This window comes from Roseivirga sp. AWQ4_251 (assembly GCF_056158225.1).
In genome coordinates this window covers 3,084,593-3,108,519 of sequence record NZ_JBSWSW010000001.1, presented here as the reverse complement: position 1 = coordinate 3,108,519, position 23,927 = coordinate 3,084,593, and the positions used below count along the sequence as shown (strand labels likewise).

Here is a 23,927-nt window from a genome sequence, read left to right as displayed (position 1 = left end):
AAATAGGCGCAAACTGATGCAATAGGAAACGAACTGAAAACGTTAAGAAAGTGCAGAGTAGCAAGATACGTTTTTGTTATACAAAAACTCTCTTGGCAAGGGAGATCAGACCTCCCGTTGCATCCCTCCGGTATGACGCAAAAGGGCGTCATTTAATTATTCGAAATGAACCATTTATGGCACGACCAAAAAAGGAAGATAGCGAAAAATTAACCAAATCACTGCCACCTGTTCGGTGCAGTGAGAAGGACTATCGTGCCATTGATGCCCGAGCCAAACAAGTGGGCCTGTCCATGAGTGAGTTTATTCGCGAAGCCGCTTTGGGTCATAAAATCATTGTGCGTCAGTCGAACACAAATTTCGATCTTGTTCAGGAGTTGAAAAGAAGCGGTAATAATCTGAATCAGCTTGCCAAGCTCTATCATTCTACAAACAAAGAGCCGTTCGAACTTCGTGAAGCTCTGAGAAAACATGAGCGTGTACTTCATAAAATATTCGAGGTTTTATGATACCAAGAATTGGGGCAAGAGGGTATAGCTTTAAGGGAGCAGGACAATATTTCCTTCATGATAAAAAGGCGGATACGAAAGAACGAGTGGCTTGGACTCACACCCACAACCTGACTACTGAAAACCCGGAGCTCGCAATGAAAATGATGGCTTATACAGCCATCAATAGAAACAGGCTAAAGCAGGAGGCGGGTGTTCCATTAACGGGTCGCAAAGGGATCAATCAACCAGTCTATACTTTTTCGCTGGGTTGGTCGCCCGACCAAGAACCAACTCCTGAGCATATGCGATTAAAAGCACTGGATGCATTGGAACTTCTTGGCCTTAAAAACCATGAAGCCGTCTTTGTCGGACACAGTGACACGGCACACCCTCATGTTCATGCTATTGTCAACCTGGTCAACCCTCAGGATGGCAAAACTCAACGACCACAGAATGATAGACTGAAACTCTCAACCTGGGCAGAGGCATACGAGAAAGAACACGGAAAAATTTACTGTGAGCAGCGGGTTATTAATAATGAAGAAAGGAGGCAAGGTAAGAAAGTTAAGCATCGCAGCGACAAAGTTGAAAAGGCTGCGAGCATCCAAAGTCTCTACAATCAAGCCAAAGACGCATACGACTTTCAAAAGGCTTTGGAGAAAAAAGGTTACACCTTGGCGAGCGGGGACAGAAGAGGTTATGTTCTGGTGGACCAAGCGGGCAAAGTTTCAAGTCTCTCCCGCCAATTGAAAGGCCAACGTGCCAAAGATATTAAGGAGCGGCTTTCTGAGTTATCTGATTTACCACATGCCCAGATTCTTTCAGAAGAGCGTCAGTATTTCATGAGAGATCAATATGAAATCGAACGTCAGAAGAAAATCGTTGATGCGGCTATTGATGCGGAAGAAAAAAGGGTTGAAAAACGAAAAATTGACCAAGAGAAAACCGATATAGGCCATAAAGATGTCAACTCCAGTTTTGCAATTGAGATAGATAAAGTGAGGTTGCAAGAGAAAATTAAATTGTGCAATCAATGGCGTAAAGAACAGGCTTTAAGAGACTTCTATAAGCGTGAGGATTATCAAGAGAAGTTAGATGCTTTGAATGAACAAATCAAATCAGTTAAGGTTTCGGAGAAAAGAGTAGAACTTCTCAAGAAATTAGAGCAGATGAAGAAAACTTTGGAAGGCATAGACGAAAGAATGAAGGAGCAGAATGTCGATCCTATTGCTCCAAATAAGAGAGATTTCCTACAAAAATCTAGAGATAAAGTTGATAAGGATTTAAGCGGATCAAAAGAAAAGATAGAAACGGAAAAAGACAGATTGAGAGATCAATACCAGAAGCCGGATAGAAGTGCCGAGAGAGGTGGAGGATTGGATATTTAATGCATGACGTCACTTTTATCGCTTGAACTCAACTTGATCGCAGACCTAACACCGTCTAGCATTTGACCATGCTTCTTTGCTGCTTTTATAGGGTCACCCTGGCCGAAAGTTTCAATAAGATTTAGAACCATTTGGGTCATACACTCTAGGGTTTCTTCATCTGGCTCGTCTTGCTGTATAGGTGAAAACTTTCTAAGGCACTCGAGATACTCTTTTACCTTAGCTGTTTCTTCTACAGTAAATTTTGACATGTGGTCTCATATTTTCATATTTATTAGTTGTAGTATAACATATCTGTTAGATACAAAGCAAAATGCCAATAGATAAAGATAGTTTAGAAAACCTCAATAGGGAGTTTGAGCTTGTTGTTGAGAGGGAGCAAAAGAAGCTAGAGGAAAAACTTGAACTCGAATTGCAAGGTCTAAGGCCAAGTAAGCCGCTAACACAAGAGGACAAGGCGAGGGTCGCGTCTAATTTTTGGAGTAGGGAGAGACCTAAAATGGATGCTAAGATTAAAAAGGTCGAAACTCAGATGTATCAAGACTATGGTGGCAGTAAGGACGTGGTTGATAAACAACTTCGTGATTATCAAGAGAGGCGAGAGAAATTTCGTCAACAGTTTCAAAACTCAAGGGATTCAGATGGTATTTCGCGCTAATGCGAATTTCATGAAGTGTAATCTGGGTCTTGGTCAAACATACCAGTGAACATAGAATGGTTGTAATAAGGGACTTTTTCTAGAACCAATGGTGGTTTACCCGCACGTAGAACGTATTGCCAGTTACTTTCTACAGAAACATCAATAGTCACTTCATTGGCTGTTCTGAGTTTCGCAACCCGTTCTCTCTGGTCATTTCTAAACAGGCCTTTTGTTCTTCTCTCTCCAAGAAATTCACTTACAAACTTTGCGGTGTCTCCATAGATGCCAAATGTTTGAATAGCTCTGCTATTATTAATGAATGAGTTGAAACTGTCTTTATAAGTGTCTTTTAGTTTTCCAATTTCTTGGATAATAGGCCAAAGGATCAAGTTATAGCCTGCGAGAAGACCAAAGGCTTTTTCTACCTCTTCCATTCGGCCTAGTGAGAGAAATTCATCCATAATCATCAGTACAGGAGTTTCAGACCTTTTGCCTGAGGAGACCTCAGATAACGCTAGGTTAATAAAAAGTCGAAGAAATCGATTGTAGGTAACTAGTTTGTTCGGAGGCAATACCAAATATATGGTGGTAGGGGCTTCTTTAAGTTCGGCAAAGTTAAAGGTGGATTCGGATAGACAGTCAATCATCGTTGGGGAGGAGAGCCATTCAGTGTGCTTGTCGGCATTACTTAATATGCTGCTCATTTCATTAGTGCCTAAACCCCTCATTATTCTCGAACCTGCATCCTTAGCCAAATTCCCTGCTTTATCATTCATGATCATATCAAGCCACAACTCTTCCTGATCCTTCGGGGGGAGATTAAGTAAATCTCTAATCTTTGAAATTGAAGGCGTGCCTGCCTGATCAGAACTTACCAAGTGAGCAATGAGTCCAGCAATAATTGTTCTAGCCCCATCATCCCAATGTTTTTCTTTTTGTTCTGTATCAGGTACTACTAAGGCCTCACTTATGAGGTTGATTTGCTCTCTAACAAAGGGGGAATTGGGGTTTAGGGTTGCTAGTGGGTTAAACTTTGCCTTTTCACCCTGAACAATATTGAAAGGGTCGATTATATGCACATTTTGCCCCATTTCCCTTCTTCTTTTCGCTGTTACAGCTGCATTTGTACCTTTGGGGTCAATAACAAGCGCAGATCCTTCCCAAAGGAGCAAGTTAGGTATTATGGCCGTAGTTCCTTTTCCTGCTCTAGTCGCAGCAACGGTCAACATGTGTCTTTTGTCTTCTATACCCAAAAGTAAACGGGGGTTGAATAGAGATTTGCCTAAAAAAATACCATGTTTCTGATTTTTAAAAAGATTAGACCATTCTTCAACAACTCCGGCAAAACGTGATGATCCGCCCAAGCCAAAACGTCCTTGCTCTATAACACGTAAGACTTTTTCTATTAGAGCAGCAAGCTTTGTTCTGGCGAGTTTACGAATGATCAAATATAGGATTACTCCAAATAATAGTGCAATAGTCAGGTTTTTGATGAGGGATGGAATTAGGAGGGAAGCCGGCTTTGACCGTACTAATTTCCAAGTGTAGTGAGTCAAGGAATCTTGAAAACCGATTGCTCCTTCATCGATTTCTGCGAAATAGTTTCTTGTTCCTAATCCATTATACTCTTGTCCAATTATCTTAAGAACCTGGTCACAAGTTTCGACATACCTATCAGAGGCAGCTTTGTATGATGCTTGGAGCGCTTTATACTTTAAAAGTTTCGTTGTGGGAAAAGCATCTGAAAGAGCTACCTGTGATTTTGAACTCTCACTAGTTTTTCTTTGTGGGATTATGAATTTATTTTTTGGGGGATAGTATTCAATTTTTTTCGGACTACTTTCCTTCGGAGGTATCTGTAAACTCCAATTGTACTTGGACTTGGTTGGTTCATTAATATAAGGTACAATGAAATCCATGCTCTCAGGTATGTATATTATTCTAGTTGTATTGGCTTGACGATTAACGGAATTAGCTAGTGAATAAATGAAGTTATTTCCTTCTGTGGCAACCTTGACCAGTTCTCTGTAGTCTTCCTCTCGTTTAAGGGTTAGGTCTTCGTAGTCAAGTCTGAGGTCATATATAGCGTCTTTCTTTAGGTCATTAAAAATAATTGAAGCATTTATTGGGGCTATAATAAGGAGGTGGCAAAGGGAGCTGAAAAGTAAGATTAGGCCGAGTTCTGAGCAAAAACCTTGTAGTCTCCTCAAAGGCTTTGTAACGGAGTACCTTCTGGCCCAAGGCATCATAAAACTTAATATTGGTCCAGTTAACTTAATTACTAGGTAAATAAGTAGCATCCAAAAGGTGAACCGCATTAGTAGCAGAATGCTTCTATCACCTTCTTCTTCAAGATCTAGAAGCCCGGTAACCATGCCCTCAGTTGGGAATGGTAGTGTAACTTCAAGGATGGGTTGTAAAAACCAAACTAGGAGGATGAGGCCAGTTAGCCACAGAATTTTTTTGAGCATGTGTGTATTTATTAGTTAAAAATATTCAGAATCCTCTAAAAGTCCTAGGCTTATTGAATCAACAAGAAGATTGAATTCTAAGTCGCTCGAAATACATTTCTAAGCCAAATCACAAGGGTTACTGATGCAATGAAATGCCTGATTGTAAGGGTGGTATGTCAATTGTTACAGCATTAGAGATTAATTCAACTTATGATAAAATCGTAAATAACAGGATTCAAATAGGCATTGGACTTTGTCATAGTTTCAAAACCAGCTCAATATGAGTTTTTCTTGCTGTTAAGTCAGAACCATTCTTCTCTGTAATTCCATGTTTCGTTCCATAGGTTAGTCCAATTTTACGGGCTTCCTGATTGCCCTTTAAAATGGGTTGAGGCTCTTTGTCTATGTGGTCAATTTCAGAACAAATTAGAGTCTTAATTTCTTGTATTGTTTATGAGTGATTAATAATCAATTGATTATGTGTTTGTGTAGTGGTTAATTGGAAGAGGAGAATATTTTATTTGACATAGTGCAACAGGAATGCTAACAGTACCTCTGGCATTTGTTCAATTAGTGGTTTAATACCTCAACTGGTAGAAATGACTAATTCCAATAAATACTTTGATGGCTAGGCCACAGGGTAGTTATTCTCTAGGAGGCAAAGGTGAAGAAGATACGGAAAGTTTTCATGGTTGCAGCTTTTGGAAGTGCAGGCTTCTTGGTCGCAATTGAAAGTACAAAACCTAAAGATGATCCGATAGAGGGGTATAATATACAGTTTTCACCCCTTATAGGGCCATATAGAGACTATGTTTCTAAATTAGATGGAGTTGATGTTATAAGGCAAATGGCACATAACATTGGCTTATTGGAGTTCAAGAGAGATTAGAACTCATTTAAAGATTATCTAATGAATTTGCAATTCAACAAGTTCATCTGAGGTTTGATTCTCTAAGGTGTCATCTGAAATTAAGGTCATTACGGCCCTAGCTTTTTGAGAGGGCCTAGACGACTGTTCATTGTAGGGGTATAAGTCAATAGCAATAAGCCCTTTGTCAATTCCGGACTTTTTTAAGATAGTTTCTAGATCAATACTAATGACGGTTTGCCCCGTTGTTCCACACCATGTTTGGTGCGATTCATATATAGTGGTGCTCAAACCTTCTGGTGATAATTTACATACCCTATAAGGGATAACTAATTTGCCCAACATCTTTTTATCCCACAAAATCGCAAAGCTTACAAACGGGTTCCTTTTTGGAGTATAAGATGCTTTTGACTTTACCAGTGTAGGCTCCAAATACCAATTTCGATATTCAATCAATCCAAACTGTATGTCTTTAAATTGTAGTTTCGGATTACTTGGATCAACTTTCATTTTTTTATCATTCCACTCAACAGTTTCATTATGCTTCCAATAGAGAGAGTGTAGACTTGAGGCTGTATATAATGAGCATAGACCGATGGCCAAGATGGTAAATAACACTCTTGCAAAAGTATGAATTATCACTTTGGTGTTCTTTGGGAGCTTTATTTTGGAGCGCTCAATTTTGAGTATATTTCGCCAGATCTCCAGAAATAGAATTGTCAGAAAGAAAAGTATAATTAAAGCAATACCCAGCTCTTTCTTTGCCTCAGCTATATAGATGATGCCTCCGCTAGCGCCAGTAATTACGCCTAAAAAGTTCATATGTTTTGAATGAAAAAAAGCGGAGCTGAGGGAAAGTAAGTACCCAATAATTACTGTTAAGAACAGTAAAATAAGATAGAGCATTAGCAAGAAGGCTACTAATGCTGACAGAATTATTATCAAAGATAATGTGATAACTACTACTTTGTTGTGTGATAAGCCTTCAGCTAATGGCGAATGATTAGATGAAGCAGTATCAGCCAATATACCGCCAGCAAATAAAGCCAAACTTGCAAAAAGGGTTTTTGGTAGGCTGTTACTTAGATACCGAGAATAAATATCTGGAAGAGTTTTTTGACTTAATCTTGTAACTGTATTTTCAATACTTTTTGAAGCAAATTGGTATCTTTCTGATGAGCCAATGATCATGAGTATTAAGCCAGAGGCGGTTATTATAAGCCCTATAATTTCAATATGACTTATGAAGTATGAATAAATCTTTTATGAATGTTCGATATTGTTTAGTTTCAAAATAGAAATTATGACTGATTTCTTCACATATCTTGAGTATCAATTCACAAATGGATGTGAAATATATCCACTCAAAATGGTCGTTTTGTGCAATATATTTACAACTGCATTATGGGCGAAGTTAAGAAAAAAGAAAAACTGGATTAGTGTGTCCATATTGATTTCCGCCTTTTTTACTGTTTTATCTTTAGTGCTTTTTAGAGCCCTTAATGATCCACTAACAGTTGCTTTTGTAATTTTGGGTTTCCCTTTCTTTGCTCTCTGGCAAGCGGTAAAGAGGCCTACTTTGATCCAAAATTAAAATATTATTTCGTTTGACGTAGAGGCTTTTGCTATTCCTTTTCAATGGTATTGCTCGAAGCTTTCATAGTTTTGTCTTATACCAATAGTTGGATTGCTCAGTCTCTTCTAACAACCTCAAAACCGTAAAGGTGGGGTGCTAATATCTTCAAATCCGAATTTCGCTCCCCTTTATCGTACAGGTGCGTTTTTCCAGTTCTTTCAAAACTGCATTCATAATTTCCGGATCTCCACTCTTCGTCTTTCCGCTCTTCCAAGCCCTCACTACATGCGGTTTAACATTGATCTTGGCTTCTTTGACCAGGTCTTCAGCTTTGACTCCAGTTCTGAACTCTTCCCTTTTCAATTTATCTAGAAACTCAGGGGTAATTGGTTCATAGCCGTATGATGGTGGCTTATAAATGGCTTTTGGCTTTAGTGTCTTCTTTTCAGAGCCTCTCGATATTGTCTTTTTCGACTTCTTATCTGGTGTGTCTTGCCAAAGTTTCAAAGCCAACCTGATATGCTCTTCTCTGGCTGTTTCTGCCTTTCCGTTTTGTCCAGTAATCCGGTAGATGATCCCAGAAGTTAGACCAGATTCACGTGCTTCTTTATTGCCCTTTAAGATACGTTGAGGGCCAATACCCGTACGCTCAATTTCTGACTTAATAAGGTCTTGGATTTCTTTTGTAATAGGAATGTAGCCATTTCTTATTTTCACTCATTTTCCCCCAAAAAGTTGATCATATCACGGCTTCCGTGCAGAACACGGATAACGCGTATATAATCATCGTTAACAGAGTAGAAAACGACATGCGCTTCCTTGGCTATGCTTCTTAAGCCTGCCTTAAGCTCTGGTCGCAGCCGGCCCAACTCGGGATTATCCAAAAGCATGTGAAAAAGCTCATCAAGACCACTTAGGTAAGCTACAGCTTGATCCATTCCAAATTCTTGTACTGTGTAGTCGAATATATCTTCAAGGTCATGGTCAGCGGATTGAGAAAGCACATAGTGCCTTAATTGCCCCATCAGTGCTGCCCCTCTGATTTTTTGGCCTGAATAATATCCTGAACGCTCCTTTTGCTGTCAGGGCTGTTCCAGCCTTTTTCTATTTCCAGACGCAAATCCCTGATTACTTTGTCACGGTAGAGCTGGTGCAAGCGAAGGGCATCACGCACCAATTCGCTGGCATTCTGATAATCGCCTGATCCGATCTGTGCGGCTATATATTCCTGTTGTTTGTCTGTAAGGCTAACATTCATAATGACTCCTTTGTCTATACTTCAATATATCAAATATGTCCAAAATTAGCAAATATGGATATAATCTAAAACTGGACGCCCGCCCCTTTATTATGGTAATATACTTCGATGAAACAAGCTGCTCGAAAGTATCTAAAACCAATTTTCAAAGCGATTTCCAAGCATGGCTTGGGTAACCCCCACACGCCATATGAGGCCGAATTGCTTTGTGCCGGAGTAAAGCCGGTGGCAATTATGTCGCCCAATGATATTGATGCCAAAATGCAGGCGCACATTGATTCAGGGGCAATTGTTAAGGTCGGAGAGAAGTCATTCGAAAAGACTTATCGCATCTATCACACCCCCGAAGTGATGGATAGCGCAGCGCAGGTTTCAGGGATTCTAAAGTCTTTCTTTAAAACAAGGGTTCAGCCTGATGCGAATGATGTGAGTTTGGTTGTTGATTTCTATAACCTTCCAAAAGATGGTAAAAAGGCCGAGGACTGGGCGCAAATATTACATTCGAAAATGTCAGCGTTCCAAATAGCACTATATGAGACGAAAACCACCCCGAATATGATTGCTGTGCTAAAAGGCTCTATTCCTGCATTAGAACCGATCCGGGTCGATGAAGGCATGCCGATAAGCGATGAACTGGAACAATCCGTGGAGCGCGGTGATTTGAACGCGAGTGATTTTCAGATAGAGGAACTGGTACAGGTATATGCGCAGAGCAATAAGGTTGCCGAGGGAAAAGAGCTATATGCGCGTTATTACGGTGTCGGGAAAGAGAGTTATCCATCCTTGCATGGCCTTAACAGCCACAAACGAATTGCCCAATTGTTGGGATTTACCGACAATGATTTTGCTTGGTTTGCTGGTGCCAAATACCAAAACCCATTGATAAAATCAGTGCTACTCCACACAGAGGATATCCGCAAATGGGCCAGAAAACAGTATTTATTGTCCGATGTTCCAAATGAGCTGAGGAATGAATAATTAGCCCACGCCATCACCCTGGAACACCCTTAAGCATTAGATAAAATTTTAGACAAATACGGTGGTTTAATAACCTTTTGTAAACCATTGAAAATCAAGAATAAATAGATAAAATTTTAGATAATATTAAATCCGTATTTACCTCACTTTGTTACCATTATTGTGTCTGAAAAGGACAATTGGGGCAATTGTAAGGGGAAAACAATGTCTAGCAACGATATCAATAAGGCCCAACAAGAGGCTGATAAACTAAGCAGGCAACAATTCGATTTGACCTTGAATGGTCAGGCCGAGAATGCCGGTATTCGTGAGGTGTCTTCCGCAGCTGACGGTAGTACTAGTAATGAAGAAAGCAAAGAACAGAAGAAACAAAAAGCCTTAATGGACTTACTGTATATTCAGGGGCTTCAAGATCAAATGGGCGACCTGCTCGATGACATCAAGGGTAAAATGGATGAATACAGGCAAAGTCGCGACCGCCAAAAACGCATGAATAATAGTGTAGAAAATGGTGACTTTGATACGTTAAGAACAATCTTCATCAATGACTATCATATGGATGCAGATCAGGTGGATGCGATGAGCCCTGAAGAATTGATAGAAGAAGCTCAAAGACGTAATCAGGGGGAATTGAACACTCAGGCTGTTTTAAGGGCTGAAATCCGTGATTTAGCCTTGGAATATAAGGAGCGGGCAGAAGAGCTCGGGGAGACACGCCCTGCTTTAGCCGAAGCGGAGATGGAAAAACTTGATGAAATTAAATACAGGGCGAGTGCGCTGGGTTTTGATTTTGATGGAATGTTAAAGGATGTGGCTAGTGAAAATGATGCTGTGGATTTTCACGCTGTAAATAACGCTTCAGAATTCTCACTAAACGTGAATGTAAAATTTAATGAAGTTGCATCACAAGAAATCTCGGCCTTTGATCGAGGGGTGGATAATGAGCAACAATTAGGTGCATTTGGCCAAAAAGCAATGACACCACCAGTGTTCAATTAATTCAAGCTAACTATCAATGTGGGGCTAACACCGTCTTTAAGAACGTGTTTGTCTCCATGTCTTTCAACAAAAATGTTTCCTAAGGCCTGGATTGCACCCGCGCCACCAATTTGCTCTGGCGTAAAAGTATTGTAACCCTCTTTGGTCTTATAGCGAAGCCCATCCATATAAATAGCGGCAACCGTATTGCCTGGTACATCACCTTGCTCATAAGTCACTGTTATATACATAGGCTTGTCTGTAAATTTCCTGTCTGCAAACGCGTTGGCCAGTATCTTCGCATATTCTTCCGCAGACATTTTACCTTCATTGCGCCCAATAATATGGATCGCCATCTTTTTATCGTAAGATGCAAGTGTTGCATCGCCTGCATCTCCCTCAAAAATAACAGGGGAGGTTAAAACCTGTTTCTTAGCGGCTTCAACCTTCGATTTACCAGAAGCATCATTGAAGGCAATGCGGTTGTCGTTGGCCGTATTTTGCGCCTGAGCATTCAGGGTGAATATCAACCCCAATGCGGCTACGCCTGTTGCTATCTTTTTTGCGGGATTCATAATCCTTATCCTTTTTTACTATATTATTTGTATCATTTATTGACTCGTTTGCGCAACGAAATCATTAAAACCTCTTAAAATCTTAATCATTCTTGTGTGTGCAGTTTTGGAAGATAGGGGGAGCCGCATTTTGTGACTCCCCCGACCATTTTCCAGGCTTTGCACATCACACGCTTTAGAGATAGTTATATCCCTTGCCCTGACAGTCTGGACAGGTCACCATCCCTTTTGCAGGGCTATGTATTGCGCCTGTTCCAGAGCACATTGTACATTTTACTTTTTTCATGACGTTGTGTTTAAGTAGTGACTTATAAGACACAAGATAGGTAATTTTTATTACTAGTGACACATATGTCGCTGACTTTTATGACTCTTTTCTTCTCCTTGATCGGAAAAATGCAGGACGAAAAGGCGATGGATGACCAGCTTAAGGCGATTGGAAATCGGTTAAGGGAATTAAGGGTGAACGGGAAGCACAAGTGTGGTTATGCTGTGTTCGCAATTCAACATGCCAATATTCAGCCGAGACAATATTGGCGTCTCGAAGCGGGAGAAGCAAACTTCACTATAAAGACCTTGCTTAAAGTTCTGGATGTTCACGAATTGTCACTTGAAGAATTCTTCAAGGGGCTTTGATAGCTACCTGGAGGGGAGTTTTATTATTTGGGGTCACATGCAATTAAGCCCTAGTGTTTTGAGTCAATTGGATGGGTTAATAATAATCGAAACGGCAGGGGATGGGGCGTGGCTTCTTTTCACAACAGATAACCTGTCCTTGTCTTGAAATACAGGATAAATGTTTTTCCCTGGTTTAGGGTCGGAGTATATGCCTATGCTAGCTCCGTACTTCAGTCCCTGAGGCGTTTCATAACTGAATTTTCCTCCTTTGTCAAGAGGGGTTAGTAGGCAGTAGATGCCATTTTCTGGAATTCTGATATTAAGATCCGAAAGGTCAAGTTGAAACCATCCGCTTTTACTGGCTTCAATTATGATTGGTTTTTGATGAATATCTTTAAAGAGCGAGCGAGGTTGGCTTCTAGAGAACTCGAATTCACCTGTGAACTCTAGAAGTCTTAACATTAAAGGAGCCTCAGGAAATCCAGTATTGCCAATATAAATGTTGAATGATTTTAGGTGGGCTCCATTTTCTTTGTTTTTGGTTTTGAAATAGGCTCCCCATGAGAACCCTGCACTTGATTGGTAGCCTCTTGTTTTATTGTCCAACATGGCTACGCTAGATTGAGAGTCTCCTATTTCAACCTCTTTGCTTTTAGTAGATGTAATGACTACATCCGGAAGCTCATAGTTTTCTTGGCTCAGGTAAATTCTTTGTATCTTCAATATGTCACTAACTACTATTGTGGTGTCCTTGTATCCTAGTGAACTAATGAAAATCTTGTTGTTTTCTGAGCCGTTTGGGAGCACCAATTTAAATGAACCGTTTTCTTGTGAGGTTGTTCCGTATTTATTTGTCGTGATGTCTATTAAGGTTGCATATGGTATTTTGTAGTCTGAATTTTCCTCCAGAAGAAGCCCTTCTATGACTAAGTTTTGTGCGTAGGTGTTGAACGAAAATAAGCACAAAAGGCATGTTAATAAAACTCTATAGAACATCATATGTTTGTTGTAATGCGCTAATGAAAAACTCGAAATTTTTATTGGTGCTTTTCAGGGCATGGTATGCTCCACGTATCTTCTTTCTTTTATCAACAATTAGGAGGTTTGGGGTCCCTGATAAGTTTTCGTGCATTAAGGTTGGCCAGTCATCAACAAGGAAAATGTTGTTTTGCCATTCTTTAAATTCAGTTGAATTCCTCAGATATCTAGATGTGTACCCTTTGGTGAGGAGTATAATGTTTTCAGGCCCAAGTAATTTAGCTACTTTATTTATGTTGAGGAGTTCTTTTTGTATACATGCCTCACACATTCCATTTTCAATGAATAGAATTCCTTTATGATCGTTGAGTATGTTGTATAGTTGAGTCTCATTGGCTTTGCTTAAAGAATTAACGGGTATATTCTTTAAGGAGTCAAAATTAATCATCCAGTCGTATAATTGAATGACTTGATAGTCTGACAGCAGGTTTTCCTGTCTGCTTAGTAACCTGTCCTTTGCCTTAATTTCCTCGGAGTATTTCTTGCTAGAATGGTGGAGTTGAGCGCTATATACACACAGACCAATAATCGAGACTATCAAAAATGTAAAAAGAACTTTTGAGATTTTCATTTTAGATAAATTAATATTGGGAGCTCTGTGCTTAGGCTTTTTTGAAAGGTTTCCTGATAATCAACCGGTATGTCTTCAGGGTCTATGCTTTCAGGCAGGATTAACGACACATAAAAATCCTCAACTATACCTAATGGTATTGGTGTTTTTATTGACGTGCCATCAAATACTATTTCAGAATAGTGGAGCTGTTTAGATGTTTGGGTATCATGAATAAGGAAGTGGTAAGAGTCAATGTCTGCCCCATACATATACCAGAACTTAAGAGTGTTTTGAGACTCTAGAGGAAATCGTGGCCAAAGAACATATTTGTCCCTTGTTAAGGCTTCTTCAAAATCATTAGCTTCTTCCATACTATAAAGCTCTTCAGGAACCTCCCAGTCATTAAAAGCCAAATCATATATTGGTACCAACCCGCCATTGCTAACTTCATGAATTAACCCATTGAAGGGGTGTGCATAAAGAAGGTCTTTATTCTTTTTGCCAATAGTGCTGTGGTATGAGAGCTCTATTACTGCATTTTGCATATCAGATATGCCATCTTTTAAGGTTTCAAACTCTTTGTTCCATATTTCAAGTCCAAAGAGCTCACTTTTGTTCTTGGAGTCATCTCGAACTGCTAGTATGTCACCACCATCTAAACGTTCGAAATTCATTAATAACGCATTCTTTCTGGTACTGCCTAGAAACTCAAGGGTAGGGAGTTTGTATCTCAGAAATTCGAGTTTTCCTCTATCGTAAAGGATTAACTCGTCTTCTGCTGTATTAACAGTAAATGCGTAGGGAGAAACATATTCACCAGGCCCCCTGCCAATTTTCTTTAGTTGATTTATGAAGTTTCCTTTTTTATCGAGGATTATTATTGACTTTGATTGAAAGGGGTCTAGCAGATATATCCGTTTATCGTCTGACTTAATTTGCTCAATGTTTCCAAAGAAAACGGAGTCCGGAACTGTTATATTAATAGCTTCGAAATCAGGGAATACTTCGCTGAGATTGGCTTTTTGGGCTTCTGTTGGGTTCAGAGGTATTCCAAGAGGGGAGAAATTGTCTTCTGGTTTTGTATTACATCCAGCTAAAACGAAGAAAACGGTTAAGATCAGAAATGTAGATGAGTTCTTTTTTAGGTGCATGGTTATTCTTGAATGAGTGAGCAGTAGTTGATAAATTTATTTGGCGGAGGCTTAAAACTAAGCCTCCGCCTTTTGTTTAGAACACTCCTATTGGGATGTCTGGGAAGCCTGGCCCTCCAACAGTACAGTAGAAGTCTGGTTTGGATTTACAGCCTCTTGCTAGAAATCTGTTTTTGGCATCAGTGACTACACAGACGGTATCACCACATGTAATACCTTCGTCTGTTTGAGCCTTAAACTCATGTGTAAGAAATAAGGACCCCGTTGCGAATAGTATTAATGCGGGGGCAATTATTAGTTTCTGATATTTTTTCATGTCTATTAATTTTGTTCTGTTTCAATTGTAACCATGCAAACAAAGTTTGGCTTTGGTTTACAGGCTTTTCTTAAAAACATCTCCTTCATGTCATATCCGATAATTACATCGGAATCCTCTAACAAATCTGTTTGAGCATTTGTGCTTGGAGATGTGGCGAGGGCAACTATAGCTACAAGAGCTATTGTAATGCGTGCTATCTTTTTCATAATAGGATTTCTTGGTTTTGATAGAGTTTTCTAACCTACACTTGGAAATCCAGGCCCACCGACTACACAGTCAAAATCTGGTTTAGACTTGCAGCCTCTAGCCAAAAATCTGTTTTTAGCTTCGTCTACAACGCATACTTCTGTTCCGCACACTATACCATCATCTTGAGATAAGTCTTGTTGTGCACTTGCCTGAGAGCCAAGTAAGAAAGTAGATCCAAAGAAGGCTACTACAAAAAGAGTTGAAAATAGTTTTTTCATGGAATTTGTGTTTAATGTTTAAATAAAGAAATAAGTGCTAAGATTTTGCTTCGAAAGCATATATCTGAAATCAGATATTTGTATTGAATAATCCAGATTATTATATATTCAATTATAAAATCTGATTATGTAAAAAGCAAATTATTGATGATAAAATATGTTTTATTTTAGTGATAATACTGAGGCTTGTTTTATATAATAATAAAAAAATGTATTAGTGTGATTACTTTGTTTTTATGAAAAAGAGTTCTCGTTCGGTTCATAGTCGCTTGACTGTTTATTTTCTTGCGCATTGATATTAGGAGGAGATTATTGAAATTCTTTTTTGTGACACTTTGACAAGCGTGCATACCCATGTAGGAATTTATTCCTTATTTATTGACTTTCATGTCTATACTAGATACGACCCCTGTTCTGCTTTTTAAGTCCGACAGGGGTTCCCCTGTTTCCACAATTAAACCTTCAGGAGACTACTATGCGCAATAGTTTATACTATGGCGAGATTGCCGCTCGCATTTCTGCTTACCTTTATCAAAATCCCGATCATATTATGCAAATCGACAGGATTATCAGCCGTGATAATGAAGCCGATGATACGATCTGGACAATATCAGCAACAGCTGCTCGCGTGTTTGATAGTTTAGAAGATTTATCGGAAGACCAAAGTGTAGACTGGCTAAAGGCGCTTGATCAATATTCGGAAGAGGTTTTGGATTTTCTTCTTGTGGACAGCAAGCCAACTACAATTGACCTGATATCAATGGCTATCCGAAGCATTCAGGCGGTTTCTTAGAAGTTGGTTATTGGGGTTTGGTCTGAGCTGTATGGGAGGCTCACCAAACCCCAATTTTTGTTGCTAACCAAAAGAAAAGGAGAAAGTCTATATGTCAGATTTAACCTCAAAATTTGAGGAGGTTCAACTTATTTATAAAAATCGGGTAAAAGCCAGTAACCGTGTAAGGATAACAAGTTCAGCGGATGTCTATTCGATTCTTAAACAGAATTGGGATCTTTCACAAATTGAACTGCTGGAAGAGTGTAAGCTCCTTATGTTGGATAATAGTCTTAGGGTAATGTCTATTGCATCTATCTCAAAAGGAGGCATGACTGGTACGGTGGTTGATCCCAGGGTCGTGTTCTCAATTTCACTTAAAAGACGTGCACACCGGATAATTCTGGCACACAATCACCCGAGCGGCAATCTTAAGCCGAGTACAGCTGACCTCAGCCTTACTAGGCAGATTAAAGAGGGAGGGGAGCTTTTGAATATTCGTCTTGATGATCATTTGATAATTACTTCGGATGGGTATTATTCAATGAGTGATGAGGGGAGTTTGAGTTTCTAGATATGAATCAAATGAAAGGAGAGTTTATGGGGCAGCGTGTCATGAAATTGCCAGAAGTTATGAGAAAGACGGGGTTATCTAAATCCAGTATTTATGCTTATAAAAATCAGGGGCTTTTTCCATGTCCAATCAATATCGGTCCGCGAAGTGTAGGTTGGATAGAGGAGGATATTAGCAATTGGATTGAAAGGAAAAGAGACGGGGTGGAGATTTAAAGTTTTACTCGTCTGTATAAGCCTGATATAATTGAGGGGATGTACCAACAGTTACATCCCTTTTTTGTACAGCGAACAAATTTGGGGGTATTTCTGGGGGTATCGGATTTTTCAAAAGGCTTTAAAAGTGTTTTTGGTCAATAGCTTAAGTGACCAATCCGCATCCGGCCCGGGGAGCCATTTACTCTTCCAGAGACGTCCGATAAAATCCCCCAAATTCCCTGTTAGCAACGGTTACACAAGAATTCTTGTTCTAAAGAAGTCCAGAGCCGTTTGCTCAATTCCAAAGCTTTAGGGGGTATTTCTGGGGGTATCGATGAAACAGACGAAAGGATGGTACCCCCAATGCAACTTACTGATCTACAATGCAAAAAATTTAAACCCGAAAATAAGGCCTATAAAAAGGCTGATGGGAAGGGGCTTTTTATGTTCGTAAAACCCAACGGTTCTAAGCTATGGAGATATAAATACAGGGTTGAGAGAAAGGAAAAGCTTTACAGTATAGGTGTTTATCCGGAATTCTCACTTGCTGAGGCGCGTGAAATTCACCAAGTTTTACACAAGCTGGTGGCTCAAGGCATTGACCCCCGCGAGCATGATAGAGAACAAAAGCGGAAAGAGCTTGAAGATAGAGCGTTGACATTCTCCGTTTTGGCCAGTGAATGGCTTGAAAAGCGCAAGAAGGAGGTCAAGCCAAAAACCTATAATGAAATTGAAAAAAGACTAGAGAAGTATGTTTTGTCATCAATTGGGGATATTCCCATGAGAGATTTGATACCTCAAAACATTCTCTCAATGATCAAGAAAATTGAAGGCAGAGGAACATATGAGCTTGCCAGACGAGCTAGGCAGTATTGTTCTCAAATTCTAAGATTTGCCTTAGCGCACGGAAAAGTAGAGCGAGACTTTACGCTTGATATCAGTGATGCTTTGGTTACGCATAAAGTCAGGCATCAACCCGCGTTGACGACTCCAGAGGAAGTTCGTGAGTTCCTGCTAGCCTTTCACCGCAATGATGCACGTTTGCATACTCAGACGCGCCTTGGCATGGAAATGCTTATGCTGACATTTGTACGTCCAATTGAAATGGCTGAGGCTAGGTGGGATGAGTTTGAATTTGATCAAAACCGTTGGGTCATTCCCGCAGGTCGGATGAAAATGGGATATGATCATATAGTGCCATTGTCCAGTCGTGTTGTAGAGATTACGACAAAGCTGAGAGAACTCAATGGTGATTGTGAGTTTCTATTTGTCAACCATCGTGACCCTCAGAGGCCGATGAGCAGGGATACATTTTCAAAAGCGGTTAGGTTGCTTGGGTTTCAGGGAAGGCATACCGCACATGGTTTTAGAGCTATGGCTAGAACACTTATTCATGAACGGCTGGGTTATGATGAAACACCGATTGAACGCCAATTAGCACATAGAGCAAAAGGGCCTTTGGGTTCTGCTTATGACAGAACCCAGTTTCTAAATGATAGAGCCAAAATGATGGAAGATTGGGCTGAATATCTAAGAGACTTATATAAATAGAACATTACGTCATACAATTGCAAAATGTATTTGAGCGTGTTCTCTCCCTTGGTTTCGATTGCAGGAAGTTATGTGGATATGATAATTTTAGAATATTATGGTTAACTTATAGTCCTAATTCTCTTTAAAAATTTCAATATGAGCGGCAATCACTCGATCCGAGGTTATCTTGTCCAAACTTTAATTAGCGTATTAGATTCTCTGGATCATCAAAATTCATGGACATCCATTACTCTTGAGCCCGTTAATGAATCTGAAAAAGTTGACATTCTTTGGGAATATTCTGATGCAACAACAAAGGTTACACAGGTTAAGTCTACGATCAATACTTTCAAATATTCTAATGTAGAAAAATGGTGCGGAGAATTAGAAAGTGGGAGCCCTGACGCATCGGAATTTGAGTTGATTCTGGTAGGGCATTGCCAAGCAAAAGTTTTGAAAAGTGAGAAAATTGGTAATGTAACTATACCTAATCCAAAAGCACTCAATATTGAATCTTTACTTGAAGAGGCTTCTAATAAATTGGATCATTATTATGAAGAAAGGGGTAGGCCAAAAGTAAATGCTTCCCTCCGAAGAATTCTTATTGGAAATCTTGTAAGTCATTTAGAGTTTAGCTCGATTAGTGGAGAGCTACTCACACGTGATGATTTTAATAATAAGTTGCTTGATTGGATCAAACAGGTAGAAAATCAAGTCGAATTGAATCCATTAATGGCTTTGACTCCGCCCAGAGAGACTCAGGATTCAGCAAAGATTGAACATCTCATCACTGGGAAAATTTTAAGCATGATAAATTGGGCGGGGTTAAGTGAAAACCTGAAGACGAATGTCGTTGATGAGGAGACAGGCGAAGAAACAGTATACTTGACCAATTTTGCAGGTTCTTGGCTAAGTAAGATTAAAGATGAGACACGAGATTATTCTATTGTCCATGCCCGTCTAGATCATAGTTATGATCTTGATTCTGATGAGCTTAGGGATGAGTTGTTCAAATTTAACTCAGTGTTTCGTTCGTCTTTTTTGCCAAATATCAAATCCAAGTATGATTATAATAAAACCGATATTTACGCCCTTCTTTTTTGGTATAGTTCTGACATAAATGAACATCAAGCCAGTTTAAGGATGCTCGACTATGTTAAGGACAAATATTTGGATGACGAACTTGTTTACACTATAGTTGATAACAATCAAATCAACTTTTTGGTGTCCAGTATAGTAACGGCAAATAATCATAGCTCAGGTCTCAGGCTCAAGTTTCTATACCCGCAAACTGAGGCTAATGTGAGTCTTAAAAATGTTGGTCAACATGACTTAAAAATGCCTCCGCAGTTCCTTAATTCAAGTATCATTCCTATAGTGAAAGAGGACAGGAATAAGATAAGTATTCTCCTGTTTTGCAAAGACCCTTATGATCCTGAGCACTTGAAAAAGCTAGTTTGGCTGATTATTAGGCTTACCAATAGTTTTGGAAATGAGTACATAATATATTTTCCTGATTTCCACTCAGATTTTAAGAACGAAGCTTTAGAAATAATTTCGCAGTTTGAAAATGAAGAGGTCAGTCAGAAGCTCAGTGTCGAGAAGTTTGAGAGCTTGAGTGCCGATGTTTTAGCGAAATATCCGCTACCTGAAAACTTAAGAAATGCTACTTATGAGCAGGACTCCTCCATTTCCTCAGAGCCTCAAAGAATCAACGAAGTTTTTTTAAATCAACTTCCTTATGGTGATGTTTTGAAACCCCTATTAACTACTCAAGCCGTGACAGCAAAGGACATTAAACTCTTTCTAGAAAAAAAAGGGATTTTTGTGAAACATGCCGATCGTAAGAGATTGATTGATATAATGTGTACAAGGTTATTTAGTCCTAGAGAGATTGAGGACTTTAAGGCAATGATAGATGTGAAAGAAAGGCCGTTGAAGTCTGTTCCTGAGTTTAGGAAACTTTCAAAGTCAACCTCAATTGAAGAAGTTGTAAAAGCACTTCCTAGTCTCGTAAGGGGAGAAGTTTTGCAAAGCATGGATGTCTCAATTGCTGGTGATCTTGAGTTCAAAGTAAATCCAGAACACAAGGATGAATACATTTTGGATATTACGACCTCTGTAAAAGATCTCTCAAACCAGCTATCGCTGAATACAACCTGGGGAAAAGTCTTAATTTCAATGACCGTTGATGATAATGATTTACTTTTAATCAACAATATTAAGACATCTACTAAAAACGATAAGTTGATAGCAAACAGAATTGTTAAAACTATAAATCAAGAATTGGAAGATAGTAATGTTATAGAGCCTAATAGAGTAAAGGTTTGGTTTGCACAATTTCAAAGCAATATTGATCGCGTTAATTTTTTGCTTAGTTTTTCTGATATTTCTAGTTCATCCATGTTTAAGGCTCAGGATATTGAAAGGATCAAATTTAAGTATGATGAAGACCTTGATGTTCCAGATGAGTTAAGAGATAAAACCGAACACGAATTAGTCACATATTTAAGCGGAAAAGGTCTGGCGGGATTAGCAGAGCTCTCAGAAGATGCTATTAAGCGAATACTTCTTTTAGATGAGGTTCAAATTTTATATGAATTTGACGCACTCAATGTTAAAGATTTGAAATACAAGGTTAAATATAATTTCTCAAATGCCATTTTTAATAAAAAAACATTTGATGGGGAGTTTGCATCAGAATGTTGGTTGATTAAAAACCACAAAACCAAAAAAATTAGTAACCTCACAAAACTTGAAAGGGAATTGTCTAATGAAGTTGAAAGACTGAAATTAGAAAAACTTAAGAAATTCAATTTAATATGATAGACTTTTCAAATAGTCGTTTATTTGGCCTTTGTGCTCATAGGGTTGGTAACAAGTTGCGAGGTGAGGAAGTCGATTTATCAAAGCAACAAGTTGAAATTGAAAATCAAGAAATAAGGAGTGTTTTGATGACTTATTTTTTATCTCCATTTAGAGGAGAGGAGTTTTTTAATTTTTCGCATCAAACAGATTTGAAATACAACGAACTTTATGATTTTTCTAAAAGGGTGTTTAATAACCCGGGCGATATCCTTCAAATCTCAAAGGAAGTAGCAAAACACTTATATGAATCATCAATTCACCCAAAGGTTAGTCGAGGTGAACTGTATGTAGCATACTTTACAGATTGCATACTGGGAGATGAGTTAGTAGATGCAATTGGGTACTTCAAATCTGAGTCCAGAGAAACCTACATGAAGGTTGAACCTACAACTTTAGCTTTCAATGTTATGAGTGATCGTGGCATTAATATTAATAAACTTGATAAGGGATGTTTGGTGTTCAATACTGAGGCTACTCGTGGTTATAAAGTTGCTGTAGTTGATAACTTAAACAAAAGCAAGGATGCGCAATACTGGACTCGTGATTTTTTAAACATTACTCCTGCCAATGATAACTACCATCAAACCGAAGGTTTTTTATCTATTACCAAGGATTTTGTTACTAATCATTTACCTCAAGAAGTTTCATTAGAAAAAGCCGATCAAGTAGATTTATTGAATAAATCAATGAGCTTTTTTAAAGAAAATGAGAAGTTTGATCGCAAAGAATTTGTTAGTTTCGTTTTTGAAAAACCAGAAATCATTAATCACTTTCAAGAGTTTGAAAATAGATTAAACTCTGATGGAGAGACGGGAATACCGGATGCATTTGATATTTCACCGGTGGCAGTTAAAAAGAAAGGTCGAGTTTTTAAAAGTGTCTTAAAGCTTGATAAGAATTTCCATGTCTATATACATGGAAATCGAGACCTGATAGAAAAGGGAACGGATCCAAATACTGGTAAGAAATACTACAAGATTTACTACGATGAGGAAACGTAAATAGCCAATGACTATCGCCCTCTGCCTTTCTTTGGTTCTTTGTTTCTTAGTTGTTTATGCATTCGGTTGCGAAAGTCATCTCTTTCTTTGGTAAGTCCATATTCCTTTTCAAATTGTTTGCGACCAGCTTCAAAGGCTTCTGTAATTTCTTTTGGCTCACCCTTTGGAACGGTCATATTCTCAAAGACCTCAGGCATTGTTGACCTGAGATGGTAGCCACGATTGAACCATTTCTTATAATCTTCTGAAACGTTTCCTTTTTCTTCCATTAGAATGTGTCTTTAGCGTGTTTCTCCAAGTAATCATTAATGGAGTCTCGGTCGTATAGAATTATTTTTCGGCTGGGCTGTGTAAACCGGATTTTGCCCTCATCTCTTAGACCTTGAAGCGTAGATAGGGCTTTTATATTGAGCAATTTCATTGCATCAGAACCGTCAATCCATTTTTGTTGGCGTTCGTTGAGACGTTGATCAACGTGCTGAACCAGTTTATCAACCAATTCAAAAAAGGCATCCTCACTTAAACAGATAACTTGCATATGGTTTTATTAATTATCAAGTGTGGAAAGATTGAATTTTTCAATGGCTGATTTGTCTAGTGAATTTACCAATTCTATCATAAAATCCATCTTATTAAGTACCTCGTCTAAGGACATTCTGTGCTCTTGGTTCAGTTTATAACCTGAAGGGAAGAAGCTTAAAAATTTGTCATCAACTATTCCGTTTTTGTGCGAGTATAAATGCCTAATTTGTAAGATTCGCTCAATCTCTTCCTCCTTTGCGCTGTCAAATACTCCGAGACACCTTATCTGGTCATTGTTATTGGTAAATCCTTTGACACTTCCTCTCTGTAGTTTAGATAACTTTTTTCTTGACCAATACTTTATAAATTCTTCTATGTCTTCACAATCCAAGACTTCTTTAATAGAGATCATTTCATTAGTTTTTAATGATTCTGGCTTGGCTAAGTGAATTTCATAAAGAAGGTCAGACAGGTATAATTCAAAGTTGTCGGCAGAGGTTGAGAAGATCATTCTCATAAGTATTTTTCCTTCTGAATTATTTGTGGGCTCTTTGGGAGAGCAGGGGTATAAAGAAACTTTTACGTCATCCATTATTTTTAAACTGCTTTGGAAATGCTCTAAGTATTTAAGTTTCGCGGCAGTCGATTTTTGTTGGTATTGATGTAGTTTGTTTGACAATTTGACAAGCCCCCTATAGGCGTCACTTCGAAGAAAGTTTTCTCCAGTTTTTGGGTTTATGATTTTGCTACCTTGGCGGATATAGAGTTGATTTTGTAAGTAAATCTTCTCTGAAGCTTTGTGTATTTTAATGGCAAAAATTGGTTTCTCATGGAGTGAAATCAACTGGTGGTTTGTAAGAGGTTGAGGATCCAGTAGTGAAAGGGCCTTTTGATATATAGAAGATATGTGAAAATCTCTACTAAACCCTTCCTTTTCAATTTCACCACTGTCTTTTCGGACACCAAGGATTAGGAATCCCCCCTTAGTATTTGCGAAAGAGGACATGATTTGTGCCATTACCCGTGACGGTGGTAATATAGTTGAGTACTCTAAAGTCTCGCTTTCAGGTAGTCCGATTAGATCTTCTACTTCTTTACTTATATCCATG

29 protein-coding genes are annotated in these 23,927 nt (G+C 38.8%); 14 read left to right on the top strand and 15 right to left on the bottom strand.

What is annotated here, in order from left to right:
* The first annotated feature begins 176 nt into the window (after window positions 1–176).
* Both ACXACJ_RS13660 and ACXACJ_RS13655 read left to right on the top strand, forming a co-directional pair.
* Complete coding sequence (locus ACXACJ_RS13660; RefSeq protein WP_475134988.1) at window positions 177–509, top strand: plasmid mobilization protein; 333 nt, start codon at window positions 177–179, stop codon at window positions 507–509.
* A complete protein-coding gene (locus ACXACJ_RS13655) occupies window positions 506–1,879 on the top strand; it encodes a relaxase/mobilization nuclease domain-containing protein (protein ID WP_475134987.1) in 1,374 nt (457 codons plus the stop codon). Before ACXACJ_RS13660 ends, ACXACJ_RS13655 begins: the two co-directional genes overlap by 4 nt.
* Here the strand turns inward: ACXACJ_RS13655 and ACXACJ_RS13650 are convergent.
* Window positions 1,876–2,130 (bottom strand): hypothetical protein, encoded by a 255-nt coding sequence (locus tag ACXACJ_RS13650; RefSeq protein ID WP_475134986.1) that lies wholly within the window; start codon window positions 2,128–2,130, stop codon window positions 1,876–1,878. The two genes, ACXACJ_RS13655 and ACXACJ_RS13650, sit on opposite strands and share 4 nt — an antisense overlap.
* Window positions 2,131–2,192: 62 nt before the next feature.
* Between ACXACJ_RS13650 and ACXACJ_RS13645 the strand changes: the two genes are divergently transcribed.
* Window positions 2,193–2,537, top strand: coding sequence for a hypothetical protein (locus tag ACXACJ_RS13645; protein WP_475134985.1), 345 nt, complete (start codon window positions 2,193–2,195; stop codon window positions 2,535–2,537).
* A gap of 8 nt (window positions 2,538–2,545) precedes the next feature.
* Here the strand turns inward: ACXACJ_RS13645 and ACXACJ_RS13640 are convergent, their stop codons facing one another.
* Complete coding sequence (locus ACXACJ_RS13640; RefSeq protein ID WP_475134984.1) at window positions 2,546–4,990, bottom strand: type IV secretory system conjugative DNA transfer family protein; 2,445 nt, start codon at window positions 4,988–4,990, stop codon at window positions 2,546–2,548.
* Window positions 4,991–5,636: 646 nt separating this feature from the next.
* Between ACXACJ_RS13640 and ACXACJ_RS13635 the strand changes: the two genes are divergently transcribed.
* On the top strand, window positions 5,637–5,861 hold the full coding sequence (locus ACXACJ_RS13635; RefSeq protein ID WP_475134983.1) for a hypothetical protein: 225 nt from the start codon (window positions 5,637–5,639) through the stop codon (window positions 5,859–5,861).
* A gap of 18 nt (window positions 5,862–5,879) precedes the next feature.
* Here ACXACJ_RS13635 and ACXACJ_RS13630 read toward each other — a convergent pair whose 3' ends face one another.
* Window positions 5,880–7,031 carry a hypothetical protein gene (locus tag ACXACJ_RS13630; protein ID WP_475134982.1) on the bottom strand — a complete coding sequence of 384 codons (1,152 nt, stop codon included), beginning with the start codon at window positions 7,029–7,031 and terminating at the stop codon, window positions 5,880–5,882.
* 112 nt (window positions 7,032–7,143) lie between these two features.
* On the opposite strand from ACXACJ_RS13630, the gene ACXACJ_RS13625 reads away from it, so the two are divergent.
* On the top strand, window positions 7,144–7,434 hold the full coding sequence (locus tag ACXACJ_RS13625) for a hypothetical protein (protein ID WP_475134981.1): 291 nt from the start codon (window positions 7,144–7,146) through the stop codon (window positions 7,432–7,434).
* Window positions 7,435–7,581: 147 nt separating this feature from the next.
* Here ACXACJ_RS13625 and ACXACJ_RS13620 read toward each other — a convergent pair whose 3' ends face one another.
* The 3 genes from ACXACJ_RS13620 to ACXACJ_RS13610 are packed head-to-tail and all read right to left on the bottom strand — an operon-like array spanning window position 7,582 to window position 8,674.
* A complete protein-coding gene (locus tag ACXACJ_RS13620) occupies window positions 7,582–8,133 on the bottom strand; it encodes a hypothetical protein (protein ID WP_475134980.1) in 552 nt (183 codons plus the stop codon).
* Window positions 8,130–8,441 (bottom strand): type II toxin-antitoxin system RelE/ParE family toxin, encoded by a 312-nt coding sequence (locus ACXACJ_RS13615; protein ID WP_475134979.1) that lies wholly within the window; start codon window positions 8,439–8,441, stop codon window positions 8,130–8,132. The genes ACXACJ_RS13620 and ACXACJ_RS13615 overlap by 4 nt, the downstream gene beginning before the upstream one ends.
* Window positions 8,441–8,674 carry a type II toxin-antitoxin system ParD family antitoxin gene (locus ACXACJ_RS13610; RefSeq protein ID WP_090256938.1) on the bottom strand — a complete coding sequence of 78 codons (234 nt, stop codon included), beginning with the start codon at window positions 8,672–8,674 and terminating at the stop codon, window positions 8,441–8,443. Before ACXACJ_RS13610 ends, ACXACJ_RS13615 begins: the two co-directional genes overlap by 1 nt.
* Before the next feature lie 108 nt (window positions 8,675–8,782).
* Between ACXACJ_RS13610 and ACXACJ_RS13605 the strand changes: the two genes are divergently transcribed.
* Window positions 8,783–9,652: a hypothetical protein gene (locus ACXACJ_RS13605; RefSeq protein ID WP_475134978.1), complete on the top strand. Its 870-nt coding sequence runs from the start codon at window positions 8,783–8,785 to the stop codon at window positions 9,650–9,652.
* 204 nt (window positions 9,653–9,856) lie between these two features.
* A complete protein-coding gene (locus tag ACXACJ_RS13600) occupies window positions 9,857–10,651 on the top strand; it encodes a hypothetical protein (RefSeq protein WP_475134977.1) in 795 nt (264 codons plus the stop codon).
* Here the strand turns inward: ACXACJ_RS13600 and ACXACJ_RS13595 are convergent.
* Window positions 10,648–11,205: a hypothetical protein gene (locus ACXACJ_RS13595; RefSeq protein WP_475134976.1), complete on the bottom strand. Its 558-nt coding sequence runs from the start codon at window positions 11,203–11,205 to the stop codon at window positions 10,648–10,650. The two genes, ACXACJ_RS13600 and ACXACJ_RS13595, sit on opposite strands and share 4 nt — an antisense overlap.
* 351 nt (window positions 11,206–11,556) lie before the next feature.
* On the opposite strand from ACXACJ_RS13595, the gene ACXACJ_RS13590 reads away from it, so the two are divergent.
* Window positions 11,557–11,841, top strand: a complete 285-nt coding sequence (locus tag ACXACJ_RS13590; RefSeq protein ID WP_475134975.1) for a helix-turn-helix domain-containing protein — start codon at window positions 11,557–11,559, stop codon at window positions 11,839–11,841.
* A gap of 63 nt (window positions 11,842–11,904) precedes the next feature.
* Here ACXACJ_RS13590 and ACXACJ_RS13585 read toward each other — a convergent pair whose 3' ends face one another.
* The 5 genes from ACXACJ_RS13585 to ACXACJ_RS13565 form a co-directional block, all read right to left on the bottom strand.
* Entirely contained in the window at window positions 11,905–12,822 is a 918-nt protein-coding gene (locus ACXACJ_RS13585) for a peptidase associated/transthyretin-like domain-containing protein (protein ID WP_475134974.1), read from the bottom strand.
* Window positions 12,809–13,432: a hypothetical protein gene (locus ACXACJ_RS13580; protein WP_422006819.1), complete on the bottom strand. Its 624-nt coding sequence runs from the start codon at window positions 13,430–13,432 to the stop codon at window positions 12,809–12,811. The genes ACXACJ_RS13585 and ACXACJ_RS13580 overlap by 14 nt, the downstream gene beginning before the upstream one ends.
* On the bottom strand, window positions 13,429–14,565 hold the full coding sequence (locus ACXACJ_RS13575; RefSeq protein ID WP_475134973.1) for a 6-bladed beta-propeller: 1,137 nt from the start codon (window positions 14,563–14,565) through the stop codon (window positions 13,429–13,431). Before ACXACJ_RS13575 ends, ACXACJ_RS13580 begins: the two co-directional genes overlap by 4 nt.
* A gap of 321 nt (window positions 14,566–14,886) precedes the next feature.
* Window positions 14,887–15,090: a hypothetical protein gene (locus ACXACJ_RS13570; protein WP_475134972.1), complete on the bottom strand. Its 204-nt coding sequence runs from the start codon at window positions 15,088–15,090 to the stop codon at window positions 14,887–14,889.
* 30 nt (window positions 15,091–15,120) lie between these two features.
* Window positions 15,121–15,351 carry a hypothetical protein gene (locus ACXACJ_RS13565; protein WP_422006814.1) on the bottom strand — a complete coding sequence of 77 codons (231 nt, stop codon included), beginning with the start codon at window positions 15,349–15,351 and terminating at the stop codon, window positions 15,121–15,123.
* Window positions 15,352–15,826: 475 nt separating this feature from the next.
* Between ACXACJ_RS13565 and ACXACJ_RS13560 the strand changes: the two genes are divergently transcribed.
* From ACXACJ_RS13560 to ACXACJ_RS13535, 6 genes are all read left to right on the top strand, one after another.
* Window positions 15,827–16,144, top strand: coding sequence for a hypothetical protein (locus ACXACJ_RS13560; protein WP_422006812.1), 318 nt, complete (start codon window positions 15,827–15,829; stop codon window positions 16,142–16,144).
* 91 nt (window positions 16,145–16,235) lie between these two features.
* Window positions 16,236–16,697, top strand: a complete 462-nt coding sequence (locus tag ACXACJ_RS13555; protein WP_475134971.1) for a JAB domain-containing protein — start codon at window positions 16,236–16,238, stop codon at window positions 16,695–16,697.
* Window positions 16,698–16,708: 11 nt separating this feature from the next.
* Entirely contained in the window at window positions 16,709–16,912 is a 204-nt protein-coding gene (locus ACXACJ_RS13550) for a helix-turn-helix transcriptional regulator (RefSeq protein ID WP_475134970.1), read from the top strand.
* 273 nt (window positions 16,913–17,185) lie between these two features.
* On the top strand, window positions 17,186–18,445 hold the full coding sequence (locus tag ACXACJ_RS13545) for a tyrosine-type recombinase/integrase (RefSeq protein ID WP_475134969.1): 1,260 nt from the start codon (window positions 17,186–17,188) through the stop codon (window positions 18,443–18,445).
* 138 nt (window positions 18,446–18,583) lie between these two features.
* Window positions 18,584–21,253, top strand: a complete 2,670-nt coding sequence (locus tag ACXACJ_RS13540) for a hypothetical protein (protein WP_475134968.1) — start codon at window positions 18,584–18,586, stop codon at window positions 21,251–21,253.
* Window positions 21,250–22,296, top strand: coding sequence for a nucleoid-associated protein (locus tag ACXACJ_RS13535; RefSeq protein WP_475134967.1), 1,047 nt, complete (start codon window positions 21,250–21,252; stop codon window positions 22,294–22,296). Before ACXACJ_RS13540 ends, ACXACJ_RS13535 begins: the two co-directional genes overlap by 4 nt.
* 11 nt (window positions 22,297–22,307) lie before the next feature.
* On the opposite strand, the gene ACXACJ_RS13530 is transcribed toward ACXACJ_RS13535, so the two are convergent.
* From ACXACJ_RS13530 to ACXACJ_RS13520, 3 genes are read right to left on the bottom strand one after another with little or no spacing between them, the layout of a single operon-like run.
* Window positions 22,308–22,565: a hypothetical protein gene (locus tag ACXACJ_RS13530; protein ID WP_475134966.1), complete on the bottom strand. Its 258-nt coding sequence runs from the start codon at window positions 22,563–22,565 to the stop codon at window positions 22,308–22,310.
* Window positions 22,565–22,834, bottom strand: a complete 270-nt coding sequence (locus ACXACJ_RS13525; RefSeq protein ID WP_475134965.1) for a helix-turn-helix domain-containing protein — start codon at window positions 22,832–22,834, stop codon at window positions 22,565–22,567. The genes ACXACJ_RS13530 and ACXACJ_RS13525 overlap by 1 nt, the downstream gene beginning before the upstream one ends.
* Before the next feature lie 9 nt (window positions 22,835–22,843).
* On the bottom strand, window positions 22,844–23,926 hold the full coding sequence (locus ACXACJ_RS13520) for an AlbA family DNA-binding domain-containing protein (protein ID WP_475134964.1): 1,083 nt from the start codon (window positions 23,924–23,926) through the stop codon (window positions 22,844–22,846).
* Window position 23,927 lies beyond the last annotated feature (1 nt).